Source organism: Catenulispora subtropica, assembly GCF_039531675.1.
GTDB classification, from domain to species: domain Bacteria; phylum Actinomycetota; class Actinomycetes; order Streptomycetales; family Catenulisporaceae; genus Catenulispora; species Catenulispora subtropica.
In genome coordinates this window covers 24,847-43,263 of record NZ_BAAAQM010000047.1, presented here as the reverse complement: position 1 = coordinate 43,263, position 18,417 = coordinate 24,847, and the positions used below count along the sequence as shown (strand labels likewise).

The 18,417-nt window shown below is 72.6% G+C and carries 14 protein-coding genes and 2 pseudogenes; 4 read left to right on the top strand and 12 right to left on the bottom strand.

The annotated features are described in order from the left end of the window. Nucleotides 1-60: 60 nt before the first annotated feature. From ABD466_RS32145 to ABD466_RS32130, 4 genes and pseudogenes are all read right to left on the bottom strand, one after another. Nucleotides 61-2,949, bottom strand: a complete 2,889-nt coding sequence (locus tag ABD466_RS32145) for a hypothetical protein (RefSeq protein WP_344660978.1) — start codon at nucleotides 2,947-2,949, stop codon at nucleotides 61-63. Then, nucleotides 2,946-6,368 carry an FtsX-like permease family protein gene (locus ABD466_RS32140; RefSeq protein WP_344660977.1) on the bottom strand — a complete coding sequence of 1,141 codons (3,423 nt, stop codon included), beginning with the start codon at nucleotides 6,366-6,368 and terminating at the stop codon, nucleotides 2,946-2,948. Before ABD466_RS32140 ends, ABD466_RS32145 begins: the two co-directional genes overlap by 4 nt. A gap of 121 nt (nucleotides 6,369-6,489) precedes the next feature. Beyond that, nucleotides 6,490-8,421: a serine/threonine-protein kinase gene (locus ABD466_RS32135; RefSeq protein WP_344660976.1), complete on the bottom strand. Its 1,932-nt coding sequence runs from the start codon at nucleotides 8,419-8,421 to the stop codon at nucleotides 6,490-6,492. A gap of 68 nt (nucleotides 8,422-8,489) precedes the next feature. Continuing rightward, nucleotides 8,490-8,804 (bottom strand): annotated as a pseudogene (locus tag ABD466_RS32130) (helix-turn-helix domain-containing protein); the annotation flags it as partial. Between ABD466_RS32130 and ABD466_RS32125 the strand changes: the two are divergent. After that, nucleotides 8,801-9,391 (top strand): annotated as a pseudogene (locus ABD466_RS32125) (amidohydrolase family protein); the annotation flags it as partial. The pseudogenes ABD466_RS32130 and ABD466_RS32125 sit on opposite strands and share 4 nt — an antisense overlap. Here the strand turns inward: ABD466_RS32125 and ABD466_RS32120 are convergent. The 3 genes from ABD466_RS32120 to ABD466_RS32110 all read right to left on the bottom strand — a co-directional run bounded on the left by ABD466_RS32120 (nucleotide 9,381) and on the right by ABD466_RS32110 (nucleotide 11,564). Next, a complete protein-coding gene (locus ABD466_RS32120; RefSeq protein ID WP_344660974.1) occupies nucleotides 9,381-10,025 on the bottom strand; it encodes a DedA family protein in 645 nt (214 codons plus the stop codon). The pseudogene ABD466_RS32125 and the gene ABD466_RS32120 overlap by 11 nt on opposite strands. A 13-nt stretch (nucleotides 10,026-10,038) precedes the next feature. Beyond that, nucleotides 10,039-10,566 (bottom strand): potassium channel family protein, encoded by a 528-nt coding sequence (locus ABD466_RS32115; RefSeq protein WP_344660973.1) that lies wholly within the window; start codon nucleotides 10,564-10,566, stop codon nucleotides 10,039-10,041. A 116-nt stretch (nucleotides 10,567-10,682) separates the two neighbouring features. Next, nucleotides 10,683-11,564, bottom strand: coding sequence for a Gfo/Idh/MocA family protein (locus tag ABD466_RS32110; protein WP_344660972.1), 882 nt, complete (start codon nucleotides 11,562-11,564; stop codon nucleotides 10,683-10,685). 78 nt (nucleotides 11,565-11,642) lie between these two features. Between ABD466_RS32110 and ABD466_RS32105 the strand changes: the two genes are divergently transcribed. Both ABD466_RS32105 and ABD466_RS32100 read left to right on the top strand, forming a co-directional pair. Then, nucleotides 11,643-12,353 carry an SMI1/KNR4 family protein gene (locus ABD466_RS32105; protein WP_344660971.1) on the top strand — a complete coding sequence of 237 codons (711 nt, stop codon included), beginning with the start codon at nucleotides 11,643-11,645 and terminating at the stop codon, nucleotides 12,351-12,353. A gap of 7 nt (nucleotides 12,354-12,360) precedes the next feature. Continuing rightward, a complete protein-coding gene (locus ABD466_RS32100; protein ID WP_344660970.1) occupies nucleotides 12,361-12,771 on the top strand; it encodes a DUF4259 domain-containing protein in 411 nt (136 codons plus the stop codon). A gap of 72 nt (nucleotides 12,772-12,843) precedes the next feature. Here ABD466_RS32100 and ABD466_RS32095 read toward each other — a convergent pair whose 3' ends face one another. The 5 genes from ABD466_RS32095 to ABD466_RS32075 form a co-directional block, all read right to left on the bottom strand. Then, on the bottom strand, nucleotides 12,844-13,674 hold the full coding sequence (locus ABD466_RS32095) for an aldo/keto reductase (RefSeq protein ID WP_344660969.1): 831 nt from the start codon (nucleotides 13,672-13,674) through the stop codon (nucleotides 12,844-12,846). 3 nt (nucleotides 13,675-13,677) lie between these two features. Beyond that, on the bottom strand, nucleotides 13,678-14,337 hold the full coding sequence (locus tag ABD466_RS32090) for an SDR family oxidoreductase (protein WP_344660968.1): 660 nt from the start codon (nucleotides 14,335-14,337) through the stop codon (nucleotides 13,678-13,680). A 15-nt stretch (nucleotides 14,338-14,352) separates the two neighbouring features. Then, on the bottom strand, nucleotides 14,353-15,369 hold the full coding sequence (locus ABD466_RS32085) for an NADP-dependent oxidoreductase (protein WP_344660967.1): 1,017 nt from the start codon (nucleotides 15,367-15,369) through the stop codon (nucleotides 14,353-14,355). Between the two features lie 78 nt (nucleotides 15,370-15,447). Further along, nucleotides 15,448-16,137: a type 1 glutamine amidotransferase domain-containing protein gene (locus ABD466_RS32080; RefSeq protein ID WP_344660966.1), complete on the bottom strand. Its 690-nt coding sequence runs from the start codon at nucleotides 16,135-16,137 to the stop codon at nucleotides 15,448-15,450. Nucleotides 16,138-16,241: 104 nt separating this feature from the next. Next, nucleotides 16,242-17,222, bottom strand: coding sequence for a ferritin family protein (locus tag ABD466_RS32075; RefSeq protein WP_344660965.1), 981 nt, complete (start codon nucleotides 17,220-17,222; stop codon nucleotides 16,242-16,244). 207 nt (nucleotides 17,223-17,429) lie between these two features. Here ABD466_RS32075 and ABD466_RS32070 point away from each other — a divergent pair, with 207 nt between their 5' ends. Then, a complete protein-coding gene (locus ABD466_RS32070) occupies nucleotides 17,430-18,338 on the top strand; it encodes a LysR family transcriptional regulator (RefSeq protein WP_344660964.1) in 909 nt (302 codons plus the stop codon). Nucleotides 18,339-18,417 lie beyond the last annotated feature (79 nt).

Genomic DNA, 18,417 nt, shown 5'->3' with positions numbered 1-18,417 from the left:
GGATCCCCTCCGACCGGCTTGCTTTCCGACGGAGGTCTTTCTATCAGCCGCCTCCGACGGCTACTCGAACTCGGCGTCCCGCAACCGTACCGACAGCTCTGCCCGCCGCCGCAGCGCCTGGTCCAGCAGCACCCCGGCGACCGTCAGCCCGAGCACCACGGCCGCCACCGGCGCGGTCCAGCCCCAGCCGATGGAGCCGGTGGCCACCACCGAGGCACCCGGCCCGGACGCCGCCCCGCGGTCCAGCGGCCCCAGCATCGGGGACAGACCGGCGCCCATGCCCAGTCCGGCGGCCACCGCGAGGACCGCGATCGGCAACGGGACCAACGCGGCCACCAGGCGGCTGCGTCCCGCGCGCAGCCCGAAGACCTGCAACAGCAGCGCGCTGTCGCGGCTCACGGTCCGCGTCGCGGTCAGCAACTGCAACAGGCACAACGCGAAGTAGCCGACGCAGAGGGCTTCCACGAGGTGGAACACGTCCCGTGCCGCCGACACCCGGCCCTCGCCGTACGCCGCGGACCGCACCTGCTGAAGCGTCGTCACACGGTAGGACTTCGTGACGCCGGGCAGCGCGCGCAGCGCGTCCTCCGACATCGCCCCGGTGGCACCGGTGAACCAGGCGACGTTCGCCGGGCCCGGATCGACACCCTTCACCTGGCCCGCGGCCACGACGACGTAGTCGGTGCCGCCCCGGTCGACGACCGAGTCGGCGATCGGCACGTCCGCGACCGCCCCGAACACCGCCTTGAACGACCCGGCCGGCTCGGAGATCGACACCTGTCCCGTGAACAGCCCCGCCAGGCCCGGGGAGGCCAGCACCGAGACCGTGCCGTCGGCGGAGGGCGCCGTCGGCCAGCCGCCCTCCGGGAGCGCCGGCCCGCGCGCCGAAGCTCCGGACAACACTTCGGCCGCGGCCCGCCGGAACGCCTCCGGATCCACGGTGATGACGGCGATCGGCCGCGCCTCCGGAGTCCCCGAGGCCGAGATCTGCGCGATGCCGCCGAGTTCCACCCGCCCGGTGAGCACGCTCCGCACTCCCGGCACCTTGGCGGCGGCCGCGGCGAACCCGTCGGCGAACTGATACGCGTTCGGATCCTTCGTCGTCTGATCGGCCACCGACAGCGACCGGTCCGGCTCCGCGTCGATCCGTGCCGCGGCGCCGACCTGCCGGATCGTGTCGTCCCGCACCTTCTGCGCGACCGAGGCGTCGTAGCCGGCGGCGAACATCCCGGCGGCGACCACCACGACCAGCCCGGCCAGCGGCGCGGCGACCACGCGCACCCGGCGTCCGGACAGCGCGGCGGCCACGAAGCCGACCACGCTGCGCCGCCGGCCCAGCACCCGCACGGCGGGCCCGAACAGCGCCGGCACCAGCCGCACCGCGGCGATCCCGGCCGCGAAGGCGAGCAGCGCGGGCGCGGCGACGGCGATCCAGTCGATCGAGCCGTCGGGGTTCGCGGAGCCCTGGCCGCGGTAGATCGCCAGCGCGCCGCCGGCGGCCAGCAGCAGACCGGCGTCCCGCACCATCCGCCGGATCCGCGCGGTGTCCCCCAGCGCCTCGTGCCGCGCCGTGACGACGCGGTCGCCCTGCCGCAGCACGGACCAGCCGACGACGCCGAACGCCAGCAGCGTCACCAGGATCACGCCGGACCAGGCCGCCGGGTCGTGCAGCGTCCCGTGGCCGGTGCGGACCGCCAGGAGCGCACCGCCGAGACCGGACACCGCGACGACCGCCGCGATCTGCGTCGCGATCCGCAGCGCCAGCCGCACCGGCGAGGCGCCGCGCGCCTCGCACAGCGCGACCTCCCGCGCCCGCCGCAGCACCACGAGCCGCAGCATCAGGAACAACGCGGACAGCGCGCCGGCCGACAGCGCGCCGAGCACCACCGCCGCCAGCAGATGGCTGTCGGACTGGGTTTCGCGGACCTTCGCGGCCAGATCCTTCAGCCCGGTCTTCAGGGTGACGTCGCCCTTGAACTGGACGACGCCCAGCGTCGTCTGGTCCAGGGCCGGGCCCACACCCGCCAGGGCGCCGGGAGTCAGGCGCGCCGGATCGACGACGTAGTCGTAGGTCGTGGAGTACGCGCCGACGCGGATCAGGGACGTGATGAGCGCGACGACTTCGGGCCGGTTCACGAACACGTCCGCCTGCCACACCGTGGCCGTGGCGTCGCAGCCCTGGGCGCTCTCGCGCACGCACACCGGGACCCGGGCCGGCTCGGGGCGGTCGGCCACGTGCCACACCGGGTCCGAGGACGTGACGCCGGCGTTCGGCTCGTAGATCCCGGAGACCTTCGCCGACAGCGTCAGGGCCACGCCGATCCCGGCCCCGCCGGCGTCGGCACCGCCGGCGGTGTCGAGGCGCACCGTGCTGCCGACGCTCAGGCCGAGCCGGTCGGCGGTCGCCCGGGAGACCGCGATCGGCAGCGTCATGCTCATCGCGCGGGTGAAGCCCTCGGGACTCTTCTGGGTGATCTCGCCGGTCTCCACGCCGGGCGCCTCGCCGGCGACGTAGTGCACTTCGGCGTTCAGCTGCGGCGACCAGTCGACCCGGAGCCACGCCGGGGCGTCGAGTCCGGCCGGGGGGTCGACGACCGGCAGCGGGTGCGTGTACTGCCGGGTGATCACGGTCTCCGACACCAGCCGGTTCAGGGCGTCCGGCAGCGCGGCCAGGTTCGTGGCGGCGAGCTCGCCGAGGTCGTGCGCGTCCTTCGGATAGGCGGTGGCCACCCCTGCGCCCGGCCGCCCGGCCACCACCAGGTCCCGCTGCACGTACGAGGCCTGCGACACCAGGCTGTCCGCGCTCCAGGCGTCCGACTTCGCGACGTCGGCCGGGACCACGACGGCGGTGGCGGCGGTACCGGCCGCCAGCAGCGCCAGCGCGGCCAGCATCAGGCGCGCCGAGCCGAGTTCGGCGATCCAGCGCGGGGTTCTCAGCAGCCGGCTCATCGTCCGTCCTCCCCCAGGCGCAGGACGCTGCCGAGAGTCTGCTCGCGGCGGCCCAGCGACACCACCGCGACCAGCCCGAGCAGCAGCAGGGCGGCCGCCGCGCCGACCCCGGCCAGCGCCGGCAGGTCGACCACGGTCACCGGTTCGGGGATCGGCACCTGTCCGGAATCGGTGAGGATCAGCAAGGGCAGTTCCGATCTGATCGTGAGCACCGCCAGCGCGCCGCCGCCGACCATGCCGAGCACCACCAGCAGGAGGTTCTCGGCCAGCAGCATCACGGCGGTGCGGCGGCGGGACAGGCCGAGCGCGTTGAGCAGCGCCAGCTCGGTGGTGCGCTCGCGCAGCGCGATGACGGAGTGCAGCGCGAAGCCGATGAGGATGAACAGCAGCGCCGCGCCGGCCGCGATGACCAGCGTCAGCTTCATGCCGCCGCGGATCGGGTCGTCGCGGATGGCGGCGGCCGCGGTGGCGCGGTCGGTGACGACGCCGGCGCCCAGGCCGGCGACCCGCACGGACCGGAGCCCGTCGGCCAGGCGGCCGGGGCCGGTGCCGGAGGCGGTGGTGGACCACCACTCGGTCTCCTCGCCGACCGAGCCGGTGGCCAGGTCCGAGCGGCCGACGAGGCCGATCGGCACCACCAGCGCGTCGTCCTCGGCCGGGGCGTCGGCGTTGCGCTGGCCGATGCGGTGCGGGGCCGGCATCGCCCGCACCTCGCCGACGAAGTGCAGGCGCACCTCGGGGCCGAAGGCCTTGGTCTGGTAGGAGGACCCGACCTTCAGGCCCAGGGCGGCCAGCAGATGCGCGGACGCCAGCGCCGGGACGTCGGTCACCGCGGACGCCGAGCGCGCCAGGTCCAGGACGTGGGTGACCAGGGGCTGGCCCTGGGAGCTGTAGCCGGAGTACTCGGTGAAGTGCAGCAGGCCGTTCCCGGTCGGCGCGGTGACGTGGTAGTCCGCGCGCTGCGCGGCGGCGGCGCCGTCCGTGGACCCGCCGTCCGGCTCGGCGAACGGGCGCGGCTGGATTCCGGGCGGCAGCGTCGCGGGCCGGCCGTCGGCTGTCAGGTTGCTGACATTGACGGTCACCGTCTCGGCGTCCCCCGTGCCCCCGCCGGGTTCGCACCGCGTGTCGCGGGTGCCGTCGGCCTGGTAGTAACGGCATTCGGGCGCGTGGTAGCCGACTGAGAGTCCGGCGATCCTCACGGGGTAGGCGATCTTGCCCCCCTCGGCGTCGAGCTTGGCGGTCAGGGTGTGGACCTGCCCGTCCGCGGCCGGAACACCGCCGAAGTCCACCAGCGTGGGGACGCCGTAGGCGTCCACGACCTCGGCGACCACGCCGAGCGACCCCAAGGCGCTCGGCGCCCCGGCCTTGGCACCGGCGCCCTGATACGTGACGTCCAGGGTGAGCTTCGTCGGCGTGCCGGGCAGCGGGATGCCGCCGGACAGCCCGTGCTCGTCCCAGCCTTGGGCGGCCAGCGCGGCGGTGAGCTTCGGCCAGCTCTCGTCGGCCAGGTCCGAGCGGAGGTCCACGACCCCGTTCGAGCGGGCCGGGTCGACGCCGAGCACGTTGATGGGCAGCTGCTGGCGTCCGGAACCGAAGAACAGGCCCTCGCGCGTGGCGGCGAATCCCCGGCCGCTCCCGGGGACCGCGGCGAAGGCCCCGGACATGCCGAGGTGGCCGCCGGGGATGCCCGCGGCGCGCGTGTCGGTTCCGACCTGGTGGGCGGCCTGGTCGTCGGCGGACCGGTCCACGGAGGCGAGGAAGACGGTGGCCTGCGTCCCGACCGCGACCGCCATGATCAGCAGCGCCATCGGGGCGGCGTAGGTGCGCGCCATGCGCCCCACGCGCCAGCCGGCCAGGGCCAGCACGGCGGCGCGCCGGCGGGCGGCCAGGTACTCCAGCGGGCCGACGATCAACGGCAGCGCGCGCAGCAGCACCAACGATCCGGCCAGCAGAAGCACCGAGGGCGCCACCACCTGGGGCAGCGACAGGGCGCCGTCGCGCGCCGGGTCGTCGCCGAACCGGGTGAGCTCCCACAGCGCGCCGGCGCCGAGCAGCACCACGATCACGTCCGCGCCGGTGCGCTGCACGGCGGTGCGTACCTGCGAGCGGCTGCGTTCGCGCTTGACGCCGACGAAACTCGCCGAGGACGTGACCGGCACCATCGCCAGCAGCAGCAGGGTGGCGAGCGCGCCCAGCGCCACCACGACCCACAGGTCGGTGGAGATCGGGGCGGAGCTGTCGTGGGACGTGGCCCAGCGGCTGGAGCTCAGGCCGTGCTCGAGCTGCCGGGCGGCGAACGGCGCGACCGCGGCCGCCGGCAGGGTCAGCAGCAGCCCCTCGGCCAGTCCGACGCGCAGCAGCCCGCGGACCGAGGCGCCGCGGGCGCGCAGCAGGCCGTCGGACTCGCGGCGGTGTTCGCTGAGCAGCCGGGTGGTGAGGACCAGCGCCGTCAGCGCGAGCAGCGCCAGCTCGACCACCGGCAGCAGGTTCAGGCGGCTGCTGATCTTCAGGTTGCCGTCGATGCCCTGGGTCCGCGGCGCGAGCTGGTCCAGGACGGTGGCGTGGATGTTGCTGTCGACCGTCGCGGCGGCGTTCGGCAGCCAGGCGTCCAGCGGCGCCAGCCGGTCCTGCAGCCCGGCCGCGGCCCCGGTCCCGATGGTGCTGAAGTCCGGCGAGGCGATCACGCTCTCCTGCCGGATCTCCAGCTTCGCGCCGGTGGTGACGGTCGGGTCGACGAGCAGCGGGCCGAAGGTGGGCTGGTCCTCCTGGCCCTTGCCGGCCCCCTGATAGGACTCGGCCTGCCAGAACGCGGCGGTCTTGTCCGCCGGACGGTAGACGCCGACCACTTTGACGCGTTCCTTGGCACCGTCCATCCGGGCCGCGACGGCGAGCTCGTCGCCGACCTTCCAGTGGTTGGCGGTGGCCGCCACCTCCGGGATCACGGCCTCGAACTCGGTGCCGGCGGTGTCCTGGGTCCCGGGCTTCGCGTCGCCGGCCAGGGCCGCGGGCCACGCCCCGGCGACGAGCCGCGCGTTCTTCCGGGCGTCGGTCGCGCCCATGAAGTAGACCGAGTAGGCGGGCTTGGCGCCGGCCACACCGTACGGGGCGCTCGCGGACTCGTGCAGGATCGCGGTGTCGACGCCGGCGAACGCCTCGCGCATGTGCTGCTCGACGTCGTTCAGGAAGGCGATGCGGGTCGCCGGGTTGGCCGGGAACCGCGAGCCGATGTTGTAGACGGCGGTCACCGAGCGCGCGCTGTCCGGCAGGCTGGTCAGGGCTTTGCGGACGCCGTCGCGTTCGGCGGTGGTGCCGTGCAGGCGGATGAGCGTGACCAGCACCAGCGCCGGCAGCAGCACCGCGAGGGCGGCGGCCAGGAGCATGCGTTGGGCGACCGCTCGCTTGCGGACCAATCCCGGCACGCGACCTCCTGAGGACATGGGGACACCGCTCATACGGTTTAGAACGGGAGGTCGTCGCGAGCGCGTTGCGGGCGTTACCAATCGGTGATGTTGCGGCCGGCGGTTTCGCCGGGAACTGCGATCAGCCGCTGCTGAACAGGTCGCTGGGGAGTGTGATCGACGGCAGGTTGCTGATGAGGTCGCTGGGGATGTTCGTCGGGAACAGGTCGCTCGGGATGCTGCCGCTGGGGAACAGGTCGGTCGGCAGGGTGCTGGGCATGTCCTTCGGGATCCCGATCAGCCAGCGGCCGCCCTCCTTGACCCAGGTGGTGTCCTCGATGTCGAGTTGGATGGTCTGCCCGGCCACCTTGAGGCTGCTGGTCTTCCAGCGCACGGCCGAAGCGGGCACGAGGGCGGTGTTCCCGGTGACCACCACCTTCGAGGCGTCGACGGTGGCCGCCCGCGCGGCGCTGCGCTGGTCGGCCAGCGATCCGCCCAGAGAGTTCAGGAAGCCGTTGGCACTGGTCATGAGACTGGCGCACCCGGCCTTGCCGCCGTAGACCTTCAACAGGGCCGAGCTCATGTCGTTGCAGATGGCGGTGTTGTTGCCGCTGCCGTAGTCGTGCAGCGCGGACTCCATGGCCTTCGCCACGCTGACCTGCGGGGTGTCCGAGCTGCCGGAGGCGACCACGGCCACCGTGGTGGTGGCGCCGACCACGGTGACGGTCGCGACGGTGGCCGCGAGCGCCTTGCCGTGCAGGAGTTTGGCGCCGCGGCGGGACCACTTCGCGGCCTGGCGGGTGTGCTGGATGGCTTGGTGGCCGTGGGTGGCGCCGTCGCCGATGAACTGGCCGGCGGAGCTGGAACCGTGGACCGCGGCTTGGCCCAGGGAGTGGCCGGCGGTGTGGGTGGCCGAGTGGCCGAAGGCTTGGGCGGCGGCGGTGGTGCCGTGGGTGCCGGCTTGGACCGCGCCGTGGCCCAGGCCCGCAGCACTTGTGCTCGCAGCACTTGTTCCCACAGCACTTGTTCCCGCAGCGCCCGTTCCCACAGCGCCCGTTCCCACAGCGCCCGTTCCGGCCATGCCGGCGGCACCGGTTCCGGCTCCCGCCGTGCCCGCGGCACCCGCAGCTCCCGCGGCACCAGCCGTCCCCGCGAACCCGACCGTTCCAGCCGCCGTCGTCCCGGCGGCCAGCGCCAGCAACGGCAGCGCCGCGATCATCCCGGCGGCCACATAGGCCAGGTCCCGAACCCCGCGCTCCAGCCAGTCCGGGCCGTAACCGGCGACCGCCGAGGCCTCGACGTCGGCCAAGAACGACCGCACATCCCCGTACCGCTGCTCCGGATACTTCGCGAGTCCACGCTCCAGGAACCCGCGCACCGGCGGCGGCACGCGGTCCAGCGGCGGCGGCGCGGTCTCGTGCAACGTGCGCAGCTCGGCGAGGGTCTCCGAACGGAACGGCCGCACGCCGGTGACGCACTCGTAGAACACCACCGCGGCCGAGTACATGTCCGACGCGGGCGCCGCCGGATAGCCGTTCCATTGCTCCGGGGCCATATAAGGGGGCGTGCCCTCGGCCGGAACGCCCTCCCAGGCCGTCGTGGCGATGCCGAAGTCGGTCAGCTTGCTCCGGCCGCTCGCGTCGACGAGCACGTTGTCCGGCTTGTAGTCGCGGTGCACCACGCCCTTGTCGTGGGCGGCCGCCAAGCCGAGCAACGACCCGCGCAACAGCGACAGCGCCGCCTCCGGCGAGCCGTGCCCGCGCCCGAGCAACGCCCGCAGCGTCGGTCCTTCCACGGCCTCCATCACCAGCGCGACCCCGCGCCCGGCCGGATCGACGGCGAGGTCGTACACCTCGACCACGTTCGGGTCCCGGACCAAGGCCATGAGTGCGGCCTCCCGCTGGAACCGCTCGGCGAACGCCGCGCTCCCCACCAGTCTCGGCGCGAGGTACTTCAGCGCGACCAGGCGGCCGCTCGCATCGTGCCGCGCCAACACCACGCGCCCGGTGGCTCCGCTGCCCAGCTCGCGGATCTCCGTGTAACCAGGCGCTGCCCAACCCCCTGATTCACCCACGCTTCCACGCTGCCACGGCTCGGTGACCGCGACCAGTGCTTCGGCCGAAGCACGCGGAGGGTAAACCCTCACCCCAGCAGCCGCTGCTCCTTCGCCACGGCCACCGCCCCGGCGCGGGTGTCGACCCCGAGCTTGTCGTAGATCCGTCCGAGATGGGTCTTCACCGTCGCCTCGCTGATGAACAGCTTCCTGGCGATCTCGCGGTTGCCGAGACCCTGCGCCAGTTGTCCCAGGATGTCCTTCTCCCGGTCGGTGAGACTCGGGCGTGGGGAACGCATCTGCGCGAGCATGCGGCTGGCGACCGGAGGCGACAGAGCGGTACGGCCCGCGGCGGCGGCCCGGATCGCGGCGTAGAGCTCGTCGGCGGGTTCGGCCTTGAGCAGACCGCTACGGCGTCGGCGTGGACCTGCACCTGCACGACCGCGGCCGGGACGGCCTGGACGTGTTCGACGCGGTCGTCGAGCGCACCCGCGCGCTGTCCCTGGGCGGCCGGGTCACGGTCAGCCACGCCTTCGCGCTGGTCGGCCTGCCGGACGCCGAGCTGGACCGGCGCGCCGCCGAGCTCGCCGAGGCCGGGATCGGCCTGACGACCGTGGCCCCGGCCGGGTCCACGCTGCCGGTGCGCCGGCTGCGCGAGCTCGGGGTGCGGGCCGGGCTGGGCTCGGACGGCGTGCGCGACGCGTGGTCGCCGTTCGGCGACGCCGACATGCTGCACCGGGCCCACCTGATGGCCCGCTCGCTGCGGGCCCGCGTCGACGAGGACCTGGAACTCGGCTTCCACACCGCCGCGGTCTCCGGAGCGGAACTGGTCGGCCTGCCGGCCGGCGACCTGGCGGTGGGCTCGCCCGCGGACTTCTTCCTGGTCTCCGGCGAGTGCCCGGCCCAGGTGGTGGTGGACGTCCCGGCCCGGGAGCTCGTGGTGCGCGGCGGGAGCGTGGTCGCGCGGGACGGGAAGCTCGTCAGCGCCTGACGTCCTCCGGCGGGGCCGGGTCGGCGGGTCCCTCCGGATCCTCGTCGGCCCGGTTCCGCCGGACCCTCCACACGATCAGCGCGACGATCACGACGAGCGCGACGAACCCCGCCAGCAGTCCGCCCACCAGGTGCTCGACCTTCTGGTAGGCGGCCCCGGTGAAGTAGCCCAACAGAGTGAACCCGACGCCCCACACCAGCCCGCCGAGCGCGTTGAAGAACAGGAACCTGTCGTAGGGGATGCGGGATATCGCGGCCAGCGGCGGCATCAGGGCCCGGAAGAAGGACACGAACCGTCCGAGGAACACCGCCGCCGCGCCGCGTCTGTTGATCAGGGCCCGGGCCCGGTCGATCCTCGAACGGTGCCGCAGCAGCGGGCGGACGCCGAGCAGCCGGTCCCCGAGATGCCGTCCCACCTCGAACCCGGCGCTGTCCCCGGCGACGGCGGCACCGACCACGACGGCGGCCAGCACCCAGATCGACACCGCGCCGCGGTGCGCCAGCACGCCGCCGACCACCGCCGCGGTCTCCCCCGGCACGACGAACCCGACGAACAGCGCGTCCTCGACGAACACCAGCGCGCCGACCGTCACGTAGATCAGGGCGGGCGGAAGCCTGCTGAGCCAGTCGAGCATCCCGGGGCCGCCGTCACCTGTTCAGGCGCTGCGAGAGGTGGCCGCGCACGCGCGTGCCCACCGCCGTGATGGCGCCGGCCACGAACGAGAAGGTGTAGACGAGCTGGACCAGCACGATGGCCCGCCCGATCTGGCCACTGGCGTAGATGTCGCCGTAGCCGACGGTCGTCATCGTGACGCCGGTGAAGTAGAGCGCGTCCAGGCGGGTGGTCAAGCCCGAGAACTGCCCGTGGCCGACAGCCAGGGACCAGTAGATGGCCGAGAAGGTCAGGATCGAGGTCCAGGCCAGCAACAGGATGATCAGACCGGGATGGCCCGGGCGGTCGCTCATCACGCGGACCGTGGTCACGGCCATGCCCAGGCCCAGCAGCGCCTGCAGACCGATGAGCATCAGCCAAGCCAGGGGGTGGTCGCCGCTGAGCAGGCTGAACGGGAGGGTGAAGTAGGCGACGGTGAGCAGGACCGGGCCGAGGATTCCCACGGTGACACGGACCGGCCGGGGCAGAGCACGGATCCGCTCGCCGTGTCTGTCCTTCCACACTGGTTCCGCTCCCGGTTCCGGTTCCTCTCCGGGGCCCGGTCCCTTCGCGCCGCTGTCGCTCATCAACAAGCGTATGCCCGCGTCGGCGGCCGCCGACGCGGGCGATTTCCGCGGTGTCACCCGTCCAGACGCTCGACGACCTGTTCGCAGAGCTCGTGGGTGGCCAACGCGTCCTGCGGGTCCGGGAAGACGGTCTCCCCGCGCACCGCCGCGAGGAAGTGCTCGCAGATCTGCTCGACGCCCCTCACCCGGCCGACCGGCGCCCAGCCGGTGGGGCCGGCCGCGAGGTCGTGGACCTCCAGCTGGTGGCCGTCGCCGATGACCTGGAGCCGCTCCCCCTTGCGCCCGGCGCGCCGGTTCATGGCGCCGAAGCCGGTGAACCCGGGACCGGACAAGGTCAGCGCGACGTGCTCCAGCAAGCCGTCCTCGACGCGCCCGGACACCGTCACGTCGTCGATCGGCCCCGGCGCCAGGAAGCGCAGCGTGTCCGCCACATGGATGAAGTCGTCGAACACGATGTCGCGCACGGTGCCGGGGGCGTCGACCTCGTTCTTCTGGAGGATCACCGTCTCGCGCGGGGCCCGGGCGGCGTCGACGTACGCCGGGGCGTGCCGCCGGTTGAAGCCGACCATCAGCGGCGTGCCGGTCCGCCCGGAGTGCTCGACCAGCGCGCGGGAGTCGGCGAGGTTGTCGGCGAGCGGCTTGTCGACGTAGGTGGGGATGCCGGCGTCCAGAAGGGCGGTCACCACCTCCACGTGCGCGACCGTCGCGACGTGGACGAACGCGGCGTCCGTCCGCGCCTCCAGCACCGCCTCGATGCCGGTGAACAGACACTCGTCGGGCACGCGGTACGCGGCGCCCAGCTCCGCCAGGCGCTCGCGGTTCCGCGTCATCAGCTTGAGGCGCAGGTCGCCCCGTGTGCCCAGGACCGGCAGATAGGCCTTGCGCGCGATGTCGCCGAGGCCGATCACCGCGACCGAGAGCTGTTCGATCTCCATGCGGCCATCCTGGACCAACTCGGCGGTCCCGGCTCCCTCTGTCTCCTTCTGACGGTGGCCGCCGTTACGGTGTGCGCCATGACCGACAGCGAGGTGCGGATAGCCGGTGCGACGCGGGCGGCGGTGGACTCCCCCGATCGCGCCGCCGTCTGGGACCTGATCAAGATCGTCGCGGCCGACTGGTCGGCCCGCCCGCTCGGCCCCCGCGACGGCTGCCCCGAGGAGGAACTCGACGCGGCCGCCGTCCGCCTCGGCCTGCCCCTTCCCGCCGCCCTCCGCGAAGCGTTCCAGCTCTTCGGACGGCGTGACGACCTGACCCGCAACCAGGATCCGTTCAGCACCCCGGGCGACCTCGACCTCTACGAGGGCGCCCTCGTCTTCCGCGAGGAGAACCAGGGCGTGTGCTGGTGGGGCGTCCTGCTCGAAGACCTCGGACAGGACGATCCGCCGACCTACCTCCGCTCCGACATGGCGGACAAGAGCCAAGAGCACTGGACGCCGTGGACCGACCGGCTCTCCCTGGCGCTGGCCGAGATGGTCCTGGCCGAGACCGTGCTCGAAGACACCGAGGACCTGACCGACGGCACCGACTTCAGCCCGGGGATCCTGGAGGACCTCGGCCTGCGGCCGCTGCCGTCGTTGGCCCCGGCCTGGTGCGAGACCGGCTTCCACGTCGGTCCGGACCTGCTGGCCCATGTCAGCGGCGGCAGCTGGATCAGTGTCCGGGGCCGCACCCCGGAAGCTCTGGCCGCGTTCAGCGGCGACGAGGACTCAGAGGACGAGGAGTAGGGACACCATGGGCGCTTGGGACTTCGGCCCCTTCGAGAACGACGACGCCGCCGACTTCGGCGGCCGCCTGGACGGCCTCGCGGACGCCGACCGCCCGGCGGCGCTGCGAGCGGCCCTGCAGGAGGCCGTCGCCTGCACCGGCTACCTGGACAGCGACATCGGCGCCGCGGCGATAGCGGCGGCGGCGCTGATAGCCCGGGAACTCGCCGACGGCGCGCGCTTCGTCTCGCCGCACTACGGCCCCAAGAAGCCGCTGCCCGTGCTCCCCGACGACCTGCGTCCCCTGGCCGTCTCCGCGATCGACCGGGTGATGGGAGAGGACAGCGAACTCGCCGAGGAGTGGGGCGACGGCGGGCAGCAGAGCGCGTGGCACCGGATCACACTGGAACTGCGGGAGGCTCTCACTCCCGCTTCCTGACGGGGCGGACCTCGATCGGAGCGCGATCCGTTCCTCCCATGACCACCCTCCCAGGTGCGGCGCGGGCCGGCCTCATCCCGTGTAGTTGAACACCGCGGGGTCGGGCCCGATGCGGCCGCCGGCGCCGCCGAGCGCCGTGATCTCGTCGATCTCGTCCGGCGTCAGGTCGAAGTCGAAGACGTCGAAGTTCTCGCGGATGCGGGACGGGGTGGCGGACTTCGGGATGACGACGTTGCCGAGCTGGAGGTGCCAGCGGATCACGACCTGGGCCGGGGTCTTGCCGTACAGGCCGCCCAGCCGGGTCAGCAGCGGCTCGCCGAGCAGGTCGCCGCCCTGGCCGAGCGGGCTCCAGGCCTCGGTCACGATGCCGTGCTTGCGGTCGTACTCGCGCATCGCCGCCTGCGGGAAGTAGGGGTGCAGCTCGATCTGGTTGATCGCCGGGGGCGTGGTGCCCTCCTTGAGCAGCCGGTCCAGCGTCTCGGCCGTGAAGTTCGAGACGCCGATCGCCCGGGCCCGGCCGTCGGCCGCGATCTTCTCCAGAGCGCGCCAGCTTTCGATATACAAATCCTGTTCCGGGACCGGCCAGTGAATCAAATACAGATCCACATAGTCGGTGCCGAGACGCTCCAGGCTCAGGTCGAAGGCCCGGAGGGTGGTGTCGTAGCCCTGGTCGCCGTTCCACAGCTTGGTGGTGAGGAAGACGTCCTCACGGGGGACCCCGGACTCCCGGATCGCGCGGCCCACACCGGCTTCGTTCTCGTAGGCGGCCGCGGTGTCGACGTGGCGGTAGCCGGCCTCGAGCGCCGTGGAGACCGCTTCGTACGCCTGGGCGTCCGGGATCTGCCAGACCCCGAAGCCGAGCTGGGGGATCCGGACGTCGTCATTCAAAGTGATGTATTGCATTGCTCAGCCCTTCCACGCTTGAACGGCCTGAAAAATCGGGACCGCCCCGGACACCAGTTCGAGGGTCTGCCCGAGCGCGGCCCCCTGGTCGATGACCTCCGCGAGAACGTGCGCCACGTCCTCCCGCGGAATCGTGCCGCCGCTGACGTGCGGGGCGAGCTGGACCTCGCCGAGGCCGGGGGTGTTCAGCAGCCCGCCGGGACGGATGATGGTCCAGTCGAGCTTGCGCCCGCGCAGGTCGTCCTCGGCCCTGGTCTTCGCGTCCAGATACGCCGTCCAGACCGGATCCGAGCCCTCCGCCGCGGGAGCGCCCGCACCGCGGGACGACACCTGCACGAACCGCCGCACCCCGGCCAGCTCGGCGGCGTCGGCCAGCAGCACCGACCCGCCGAGGTCGACGGTGTACTTGCGCTCGGCGCTGCTGCCCGGCCCGGCCCCGGCCGCGAACACCACGGCATCGGCACCGCGGATCACGTCCGCCAGATCGGCGGTGCTGGCCCGCTCCAGGTCGAAGACCACGGGCTCGGCACCCGCGGCCACCAGGTCGTCGGCCCCGTCCGGGCGCCGCAGCAGGCCCTGCACCGTGTGCCCGGCGGCACTCAGCCGGGCCTCCAGCAACAGGGCGATCTGCCCGTGGCCTCCGGCGATCACGATGCGTGACATGGGTCCTCCCAACGATCAGCTCTCCGGCAACCGCACCAGCATCTTGCCCGTGTTGGCGCCGCTCATCAGTCCGAAGAAGGCATCCAGGGCGTTCTCGATTCCCTCCACGACGGTCTCGTCGGCGCGCAGCGACCCCTCGGCGAGCCACCCGACGGCCTTGCCGATGTACTCCGGCGCCGTCTTCATGTGGTGCCCGATGGTGAAGCCGCGCAGGGTCAGGCTCTTGCCGATGGCCAGCGGCAGGTGCGGCGGACCGGGCGGCAGCGCGGACTCGTTGTAGGCGGAGATGGCGCCGCACAGCGCGATCCGCCCGAACAGGTTCATCGAGACCAGGGCCGCGTCCAGGTGGTCGCCGCCGACGTTGTCGAAGTAGACGTCGACACCGTTCGGCGCCTCCCGCTTCAGCTGACCGACGAGGTCGCCCTCGCGGTAGTCGATCCCGGCGTCGAAGCCGTAGTCCTCGATGAGGCGCTTCACCTTCTGCGGCCCGCCGGCCGACCCGATGACGCGCGACGCCCCGAGCTTCTTCGCGATCTGGCCGGCGATCGATCCGACGGCGCCGGCCGCCCCCGAGATGAAGACGACGTCGCCCTCCTTCACCGGCGCGATCTCGGTGAGGCCGACGTAGGCGGTCAGACCGGTGGTGCCGAGGACGCCGAGGAAGGCCTGCGCGGACACCTTCGTCGTGTCGAGCACCTGCACCTTCGACGCGTCCAGCAACGCGTACTCACGCCATCCCGCGAAGTGCAGGACCACGGCGCCCACCGGCACGGCCGCCCCGTCCCCAACGGCCGTCACCACCCCGACCGCGCTGCCCGTCATCGGCTCGTTGAGCTGAAAGGGTGGGATGTACGAGGGAACGTCATCCATCCGGCCCCGCATGTAGGGGTCGACGGACAGCCAGGTGTTCCGCACGAGGATCTGCCCCGGCCCCGGATCGGCCACCTCGGCCCGCAGGAGACGGAAATCGGTGGGCCTCGGCTGCCCGACCGGGCGGGCGATCAACTGCCATTCACGGCTGGGAACGGACACGGATTACTCCAAGAGAGTGAAGAAGGGACACCAGGGACGGACAGATCGCAGCACAGACAGGACCACCACCCGGCTCACTCAGCCGAGCCGCTTCACCAGTTCCTCCGCCAGTCTCGCCGACGACATCGGGTTCTGCCCGGTGATCAGGTTCCGGTCGACCACCACGTGCGAGGTCCACGGCTCGGCGACCTCGACGACCACCCCGTCGGCCTCCAGCCGGTCCTGCAGCAGCCACTTCGCCCGGTCGCCCAGGCCGGCCTGGATCTCCTCGGCGTTGGTGAAGGCCGCCACGCGGTAGCCGGCGAAGGCCGAGGTCCCGTCCTCCCGCCGGGCGGCGAGCAGCGCGGCGGGACCGTGGCACACGACGGCCAGCGGCTTGCCGGACGCCAGGGCGGCGGTCAGCAGGCGGCCGGAGTCGGCGTCGACGGCGAGGTCCTCCATCGGACCGTGGCCGCCGGGGTACAGCACGGCGTCGTAGTCGCCGACCGCCACGTCGGCGAGCACCAGCGGGGTCCGCAGCTCGGCCATCGCGTCGACGGCCTCCTGCATCGTCCGGGCACCGCCGCCGCTGAACTCGGCCGTCAGACTGCCGGCGTCCGCCGTCGGCACCACGCCGCCGGGCGTCGCGACCGCGACCTGGTGGCCGGCGGCCTTGAGCGCCTGGTAGGGCACCACGACCTCCTCGGCCCAGAAGCCGGTCGGGTGCTGTGTGCCGTCCTTCAGCGTCCAGGAGTCGGCACCGGTCAAGACCATGAGAATCTTCGCCATGCGTCGAAACTAAAGCTCATGAACCTATCGGCGCCAATGGGCACTCCGATGGGTGGTATCGGCATCCCGATGGCTCAGCCGCGCCGGCCTGTCGCCCCAGGCGATCAGTGCAACTGGTCGAGGGCCCTCTGGAAAGCGGCTTCGTGCCTGGCTTCGTCAGCGGCGGTGTCGCGGAAGTATCTGGCGGCGGCGGTGTCACCGACAGCGGCGGCCTGCCTGGCGAACGTCGGGTACACGGTGGTGGCTTCCTTGTATTCGCCGGCGATGGCCGTGCGCAGGTTCGTCTCCGTTGTGCGGACCAGACCGGCCAGCACTGCCTCGCCGGCGAAATGCTCCTGCAGCTCGACCTCGGCGGTGCCCTCCCACAGAAGGGCCAGCGCGGTGTTGCCCGTTTGTCTGGCGTGGGCGGAGAAGAGCATGTACTTGGCGTGCGCCAGCGCCTCGCCGTGCATGGCGGTGTCCAGGTTGGTCAGGGTGCGGGCGGCCCTGACCTTCGGCAGCCCGGCGGGCACCGTGACCACATCTGCCTCCGGCGGCGCCGGAATGGTTCCGGAGCCGGTGGTCACGGCTGTGAGGGCCGTGCGAAAGTTGTCGAGGTGCCGGCCTTCGTCGGCGGCGATCTCGCTGAAGAGTTCCGCGGCCTCGTCGTCCCCGTCCGCACGGGCCTGCTCGGCGAAGCCGGGGTACATCACCTGGTGTTCGTAGGTCTCGCCGCTGATGGCCTGGCTCAGGTTGGCCGCGTTCGATCCGACGGTTCCGGCGAGGGTCGCCGCCTCGCGCAGATGCTCGTTCAGCTCGGTCTGCGCCGTGCTCCGGAAGAGCTTGCCGACGGCCGGCAGGCCCTGCCGGTCGGCCTCGGCAGCGTAGAGGCTGTAGGCGGCGTAGGCATACGCCTCGCCGGTCATCGCGGTGGCCAGGTCGGCGAGCGTCTGTGCGTGGAGTGGGCCGCCGTGGTTGTGCGGCGTCGGAGACAGCGCCGCCCCGGCTGGAGCGGTGGCTAGAGATCGGGCGGGCGCCGCCGACACCGCGACGGCCAGCGCGCACAGACCCACTACGAACGTACCCTTCGAACCGCGGAACACCATGTCCTCCTTCCGGGCGCACCCTTCCTCGGTGCGGAAACCCCTCCCATCTCACCTGTGCATCGACTGCACCGCTCTTCACATCAGCCGAACCGGTGAGCACTTACGCTCATCAGCGCCGTATTCCCCGGCGCCCACACGCGTCACAGAGGCGGCCGCCCGATGCTCGCTGATCAGTGACATCGCCGTCGGCCTGTCTAGGCTCGCCCCATGGCCGAACCACTGGACCTGAACCAACTGCGCACCTTCTTGGCGGTCCACCGCGCGGGATCGTTCACCGCCGCCGCGCATCTGCTGGGCGTGTCGCAGTCGACCGTCACCACGCAGATCCGGGCCCTGGAGACCCGCTTGGGACGGGAGCTGTTCGAGCGGCGGCCCCGCGGTGTCGCGCCGCTGCCGTACGCGGACGAGCTGGCCGGCCAGGTCGCCGCACCGCTGGACCGGCTGTCGGACGTCGCCGACGGAGGCCGCACGGCGGTCACCGAGCCGGTGCATCTGGCGGGCCCGGCGGAGTTCCTCGGCGCGGTCGGAATGCGGCTGCTCGCGCCGCTGGTCGCGCAGGGAGTGCAGCTGCGGGTCGCGACGGGGCTGACCGAACAGCTGCTGGAGGAGCTGCGAGGCGGGCGGCACGACCTGGTCGTGTCGACACGGCGCCCGGCGGACGGGGTACTGGTCGCGGAGCCTTTCAGCGATGAGGAGTTCGTGTTGGTGGCCGCGCCGGAATGGGCCGGGCGAGTGAGGGGCGCACCCCTCCCGGCGGCCCTGGCCGACGTCCCGGCGGTCGCCTACGACACCGATCTGCCGATCATCCGGCGCTACTGGCGCTACGTCTTCAACGACCGGATCGTCGCCCCGGGGCTGCTGACGACGATTCCTGATCTCCGCGGGGTCCGGACGGCGGTGGTGGCCGGGGCGGGATGGAGCGTGCTGCCGAAATACCTGTGCCGGGCCGAGTTGGACAGCGGGAGCCTGACCCTGCTGCACCAGCCTGAGGAGGCGCCGCTGAACACCGCGTTCCTCGTCCATCGGCCCGGCGGGTCGGCGAATCCCCACGTGGCGCTGGTCCGGCAGCGGCTGCTGGCCGCCGCCAAGGCGTGGTGGGCCGACGACGAGTGTTGAGACGGCCCGCGCTGGGGTCGGGCTTCGGGCTTCGGGCTCGCCGCGGATCGCGCCGTTATCGAATATTGACACCGGATTC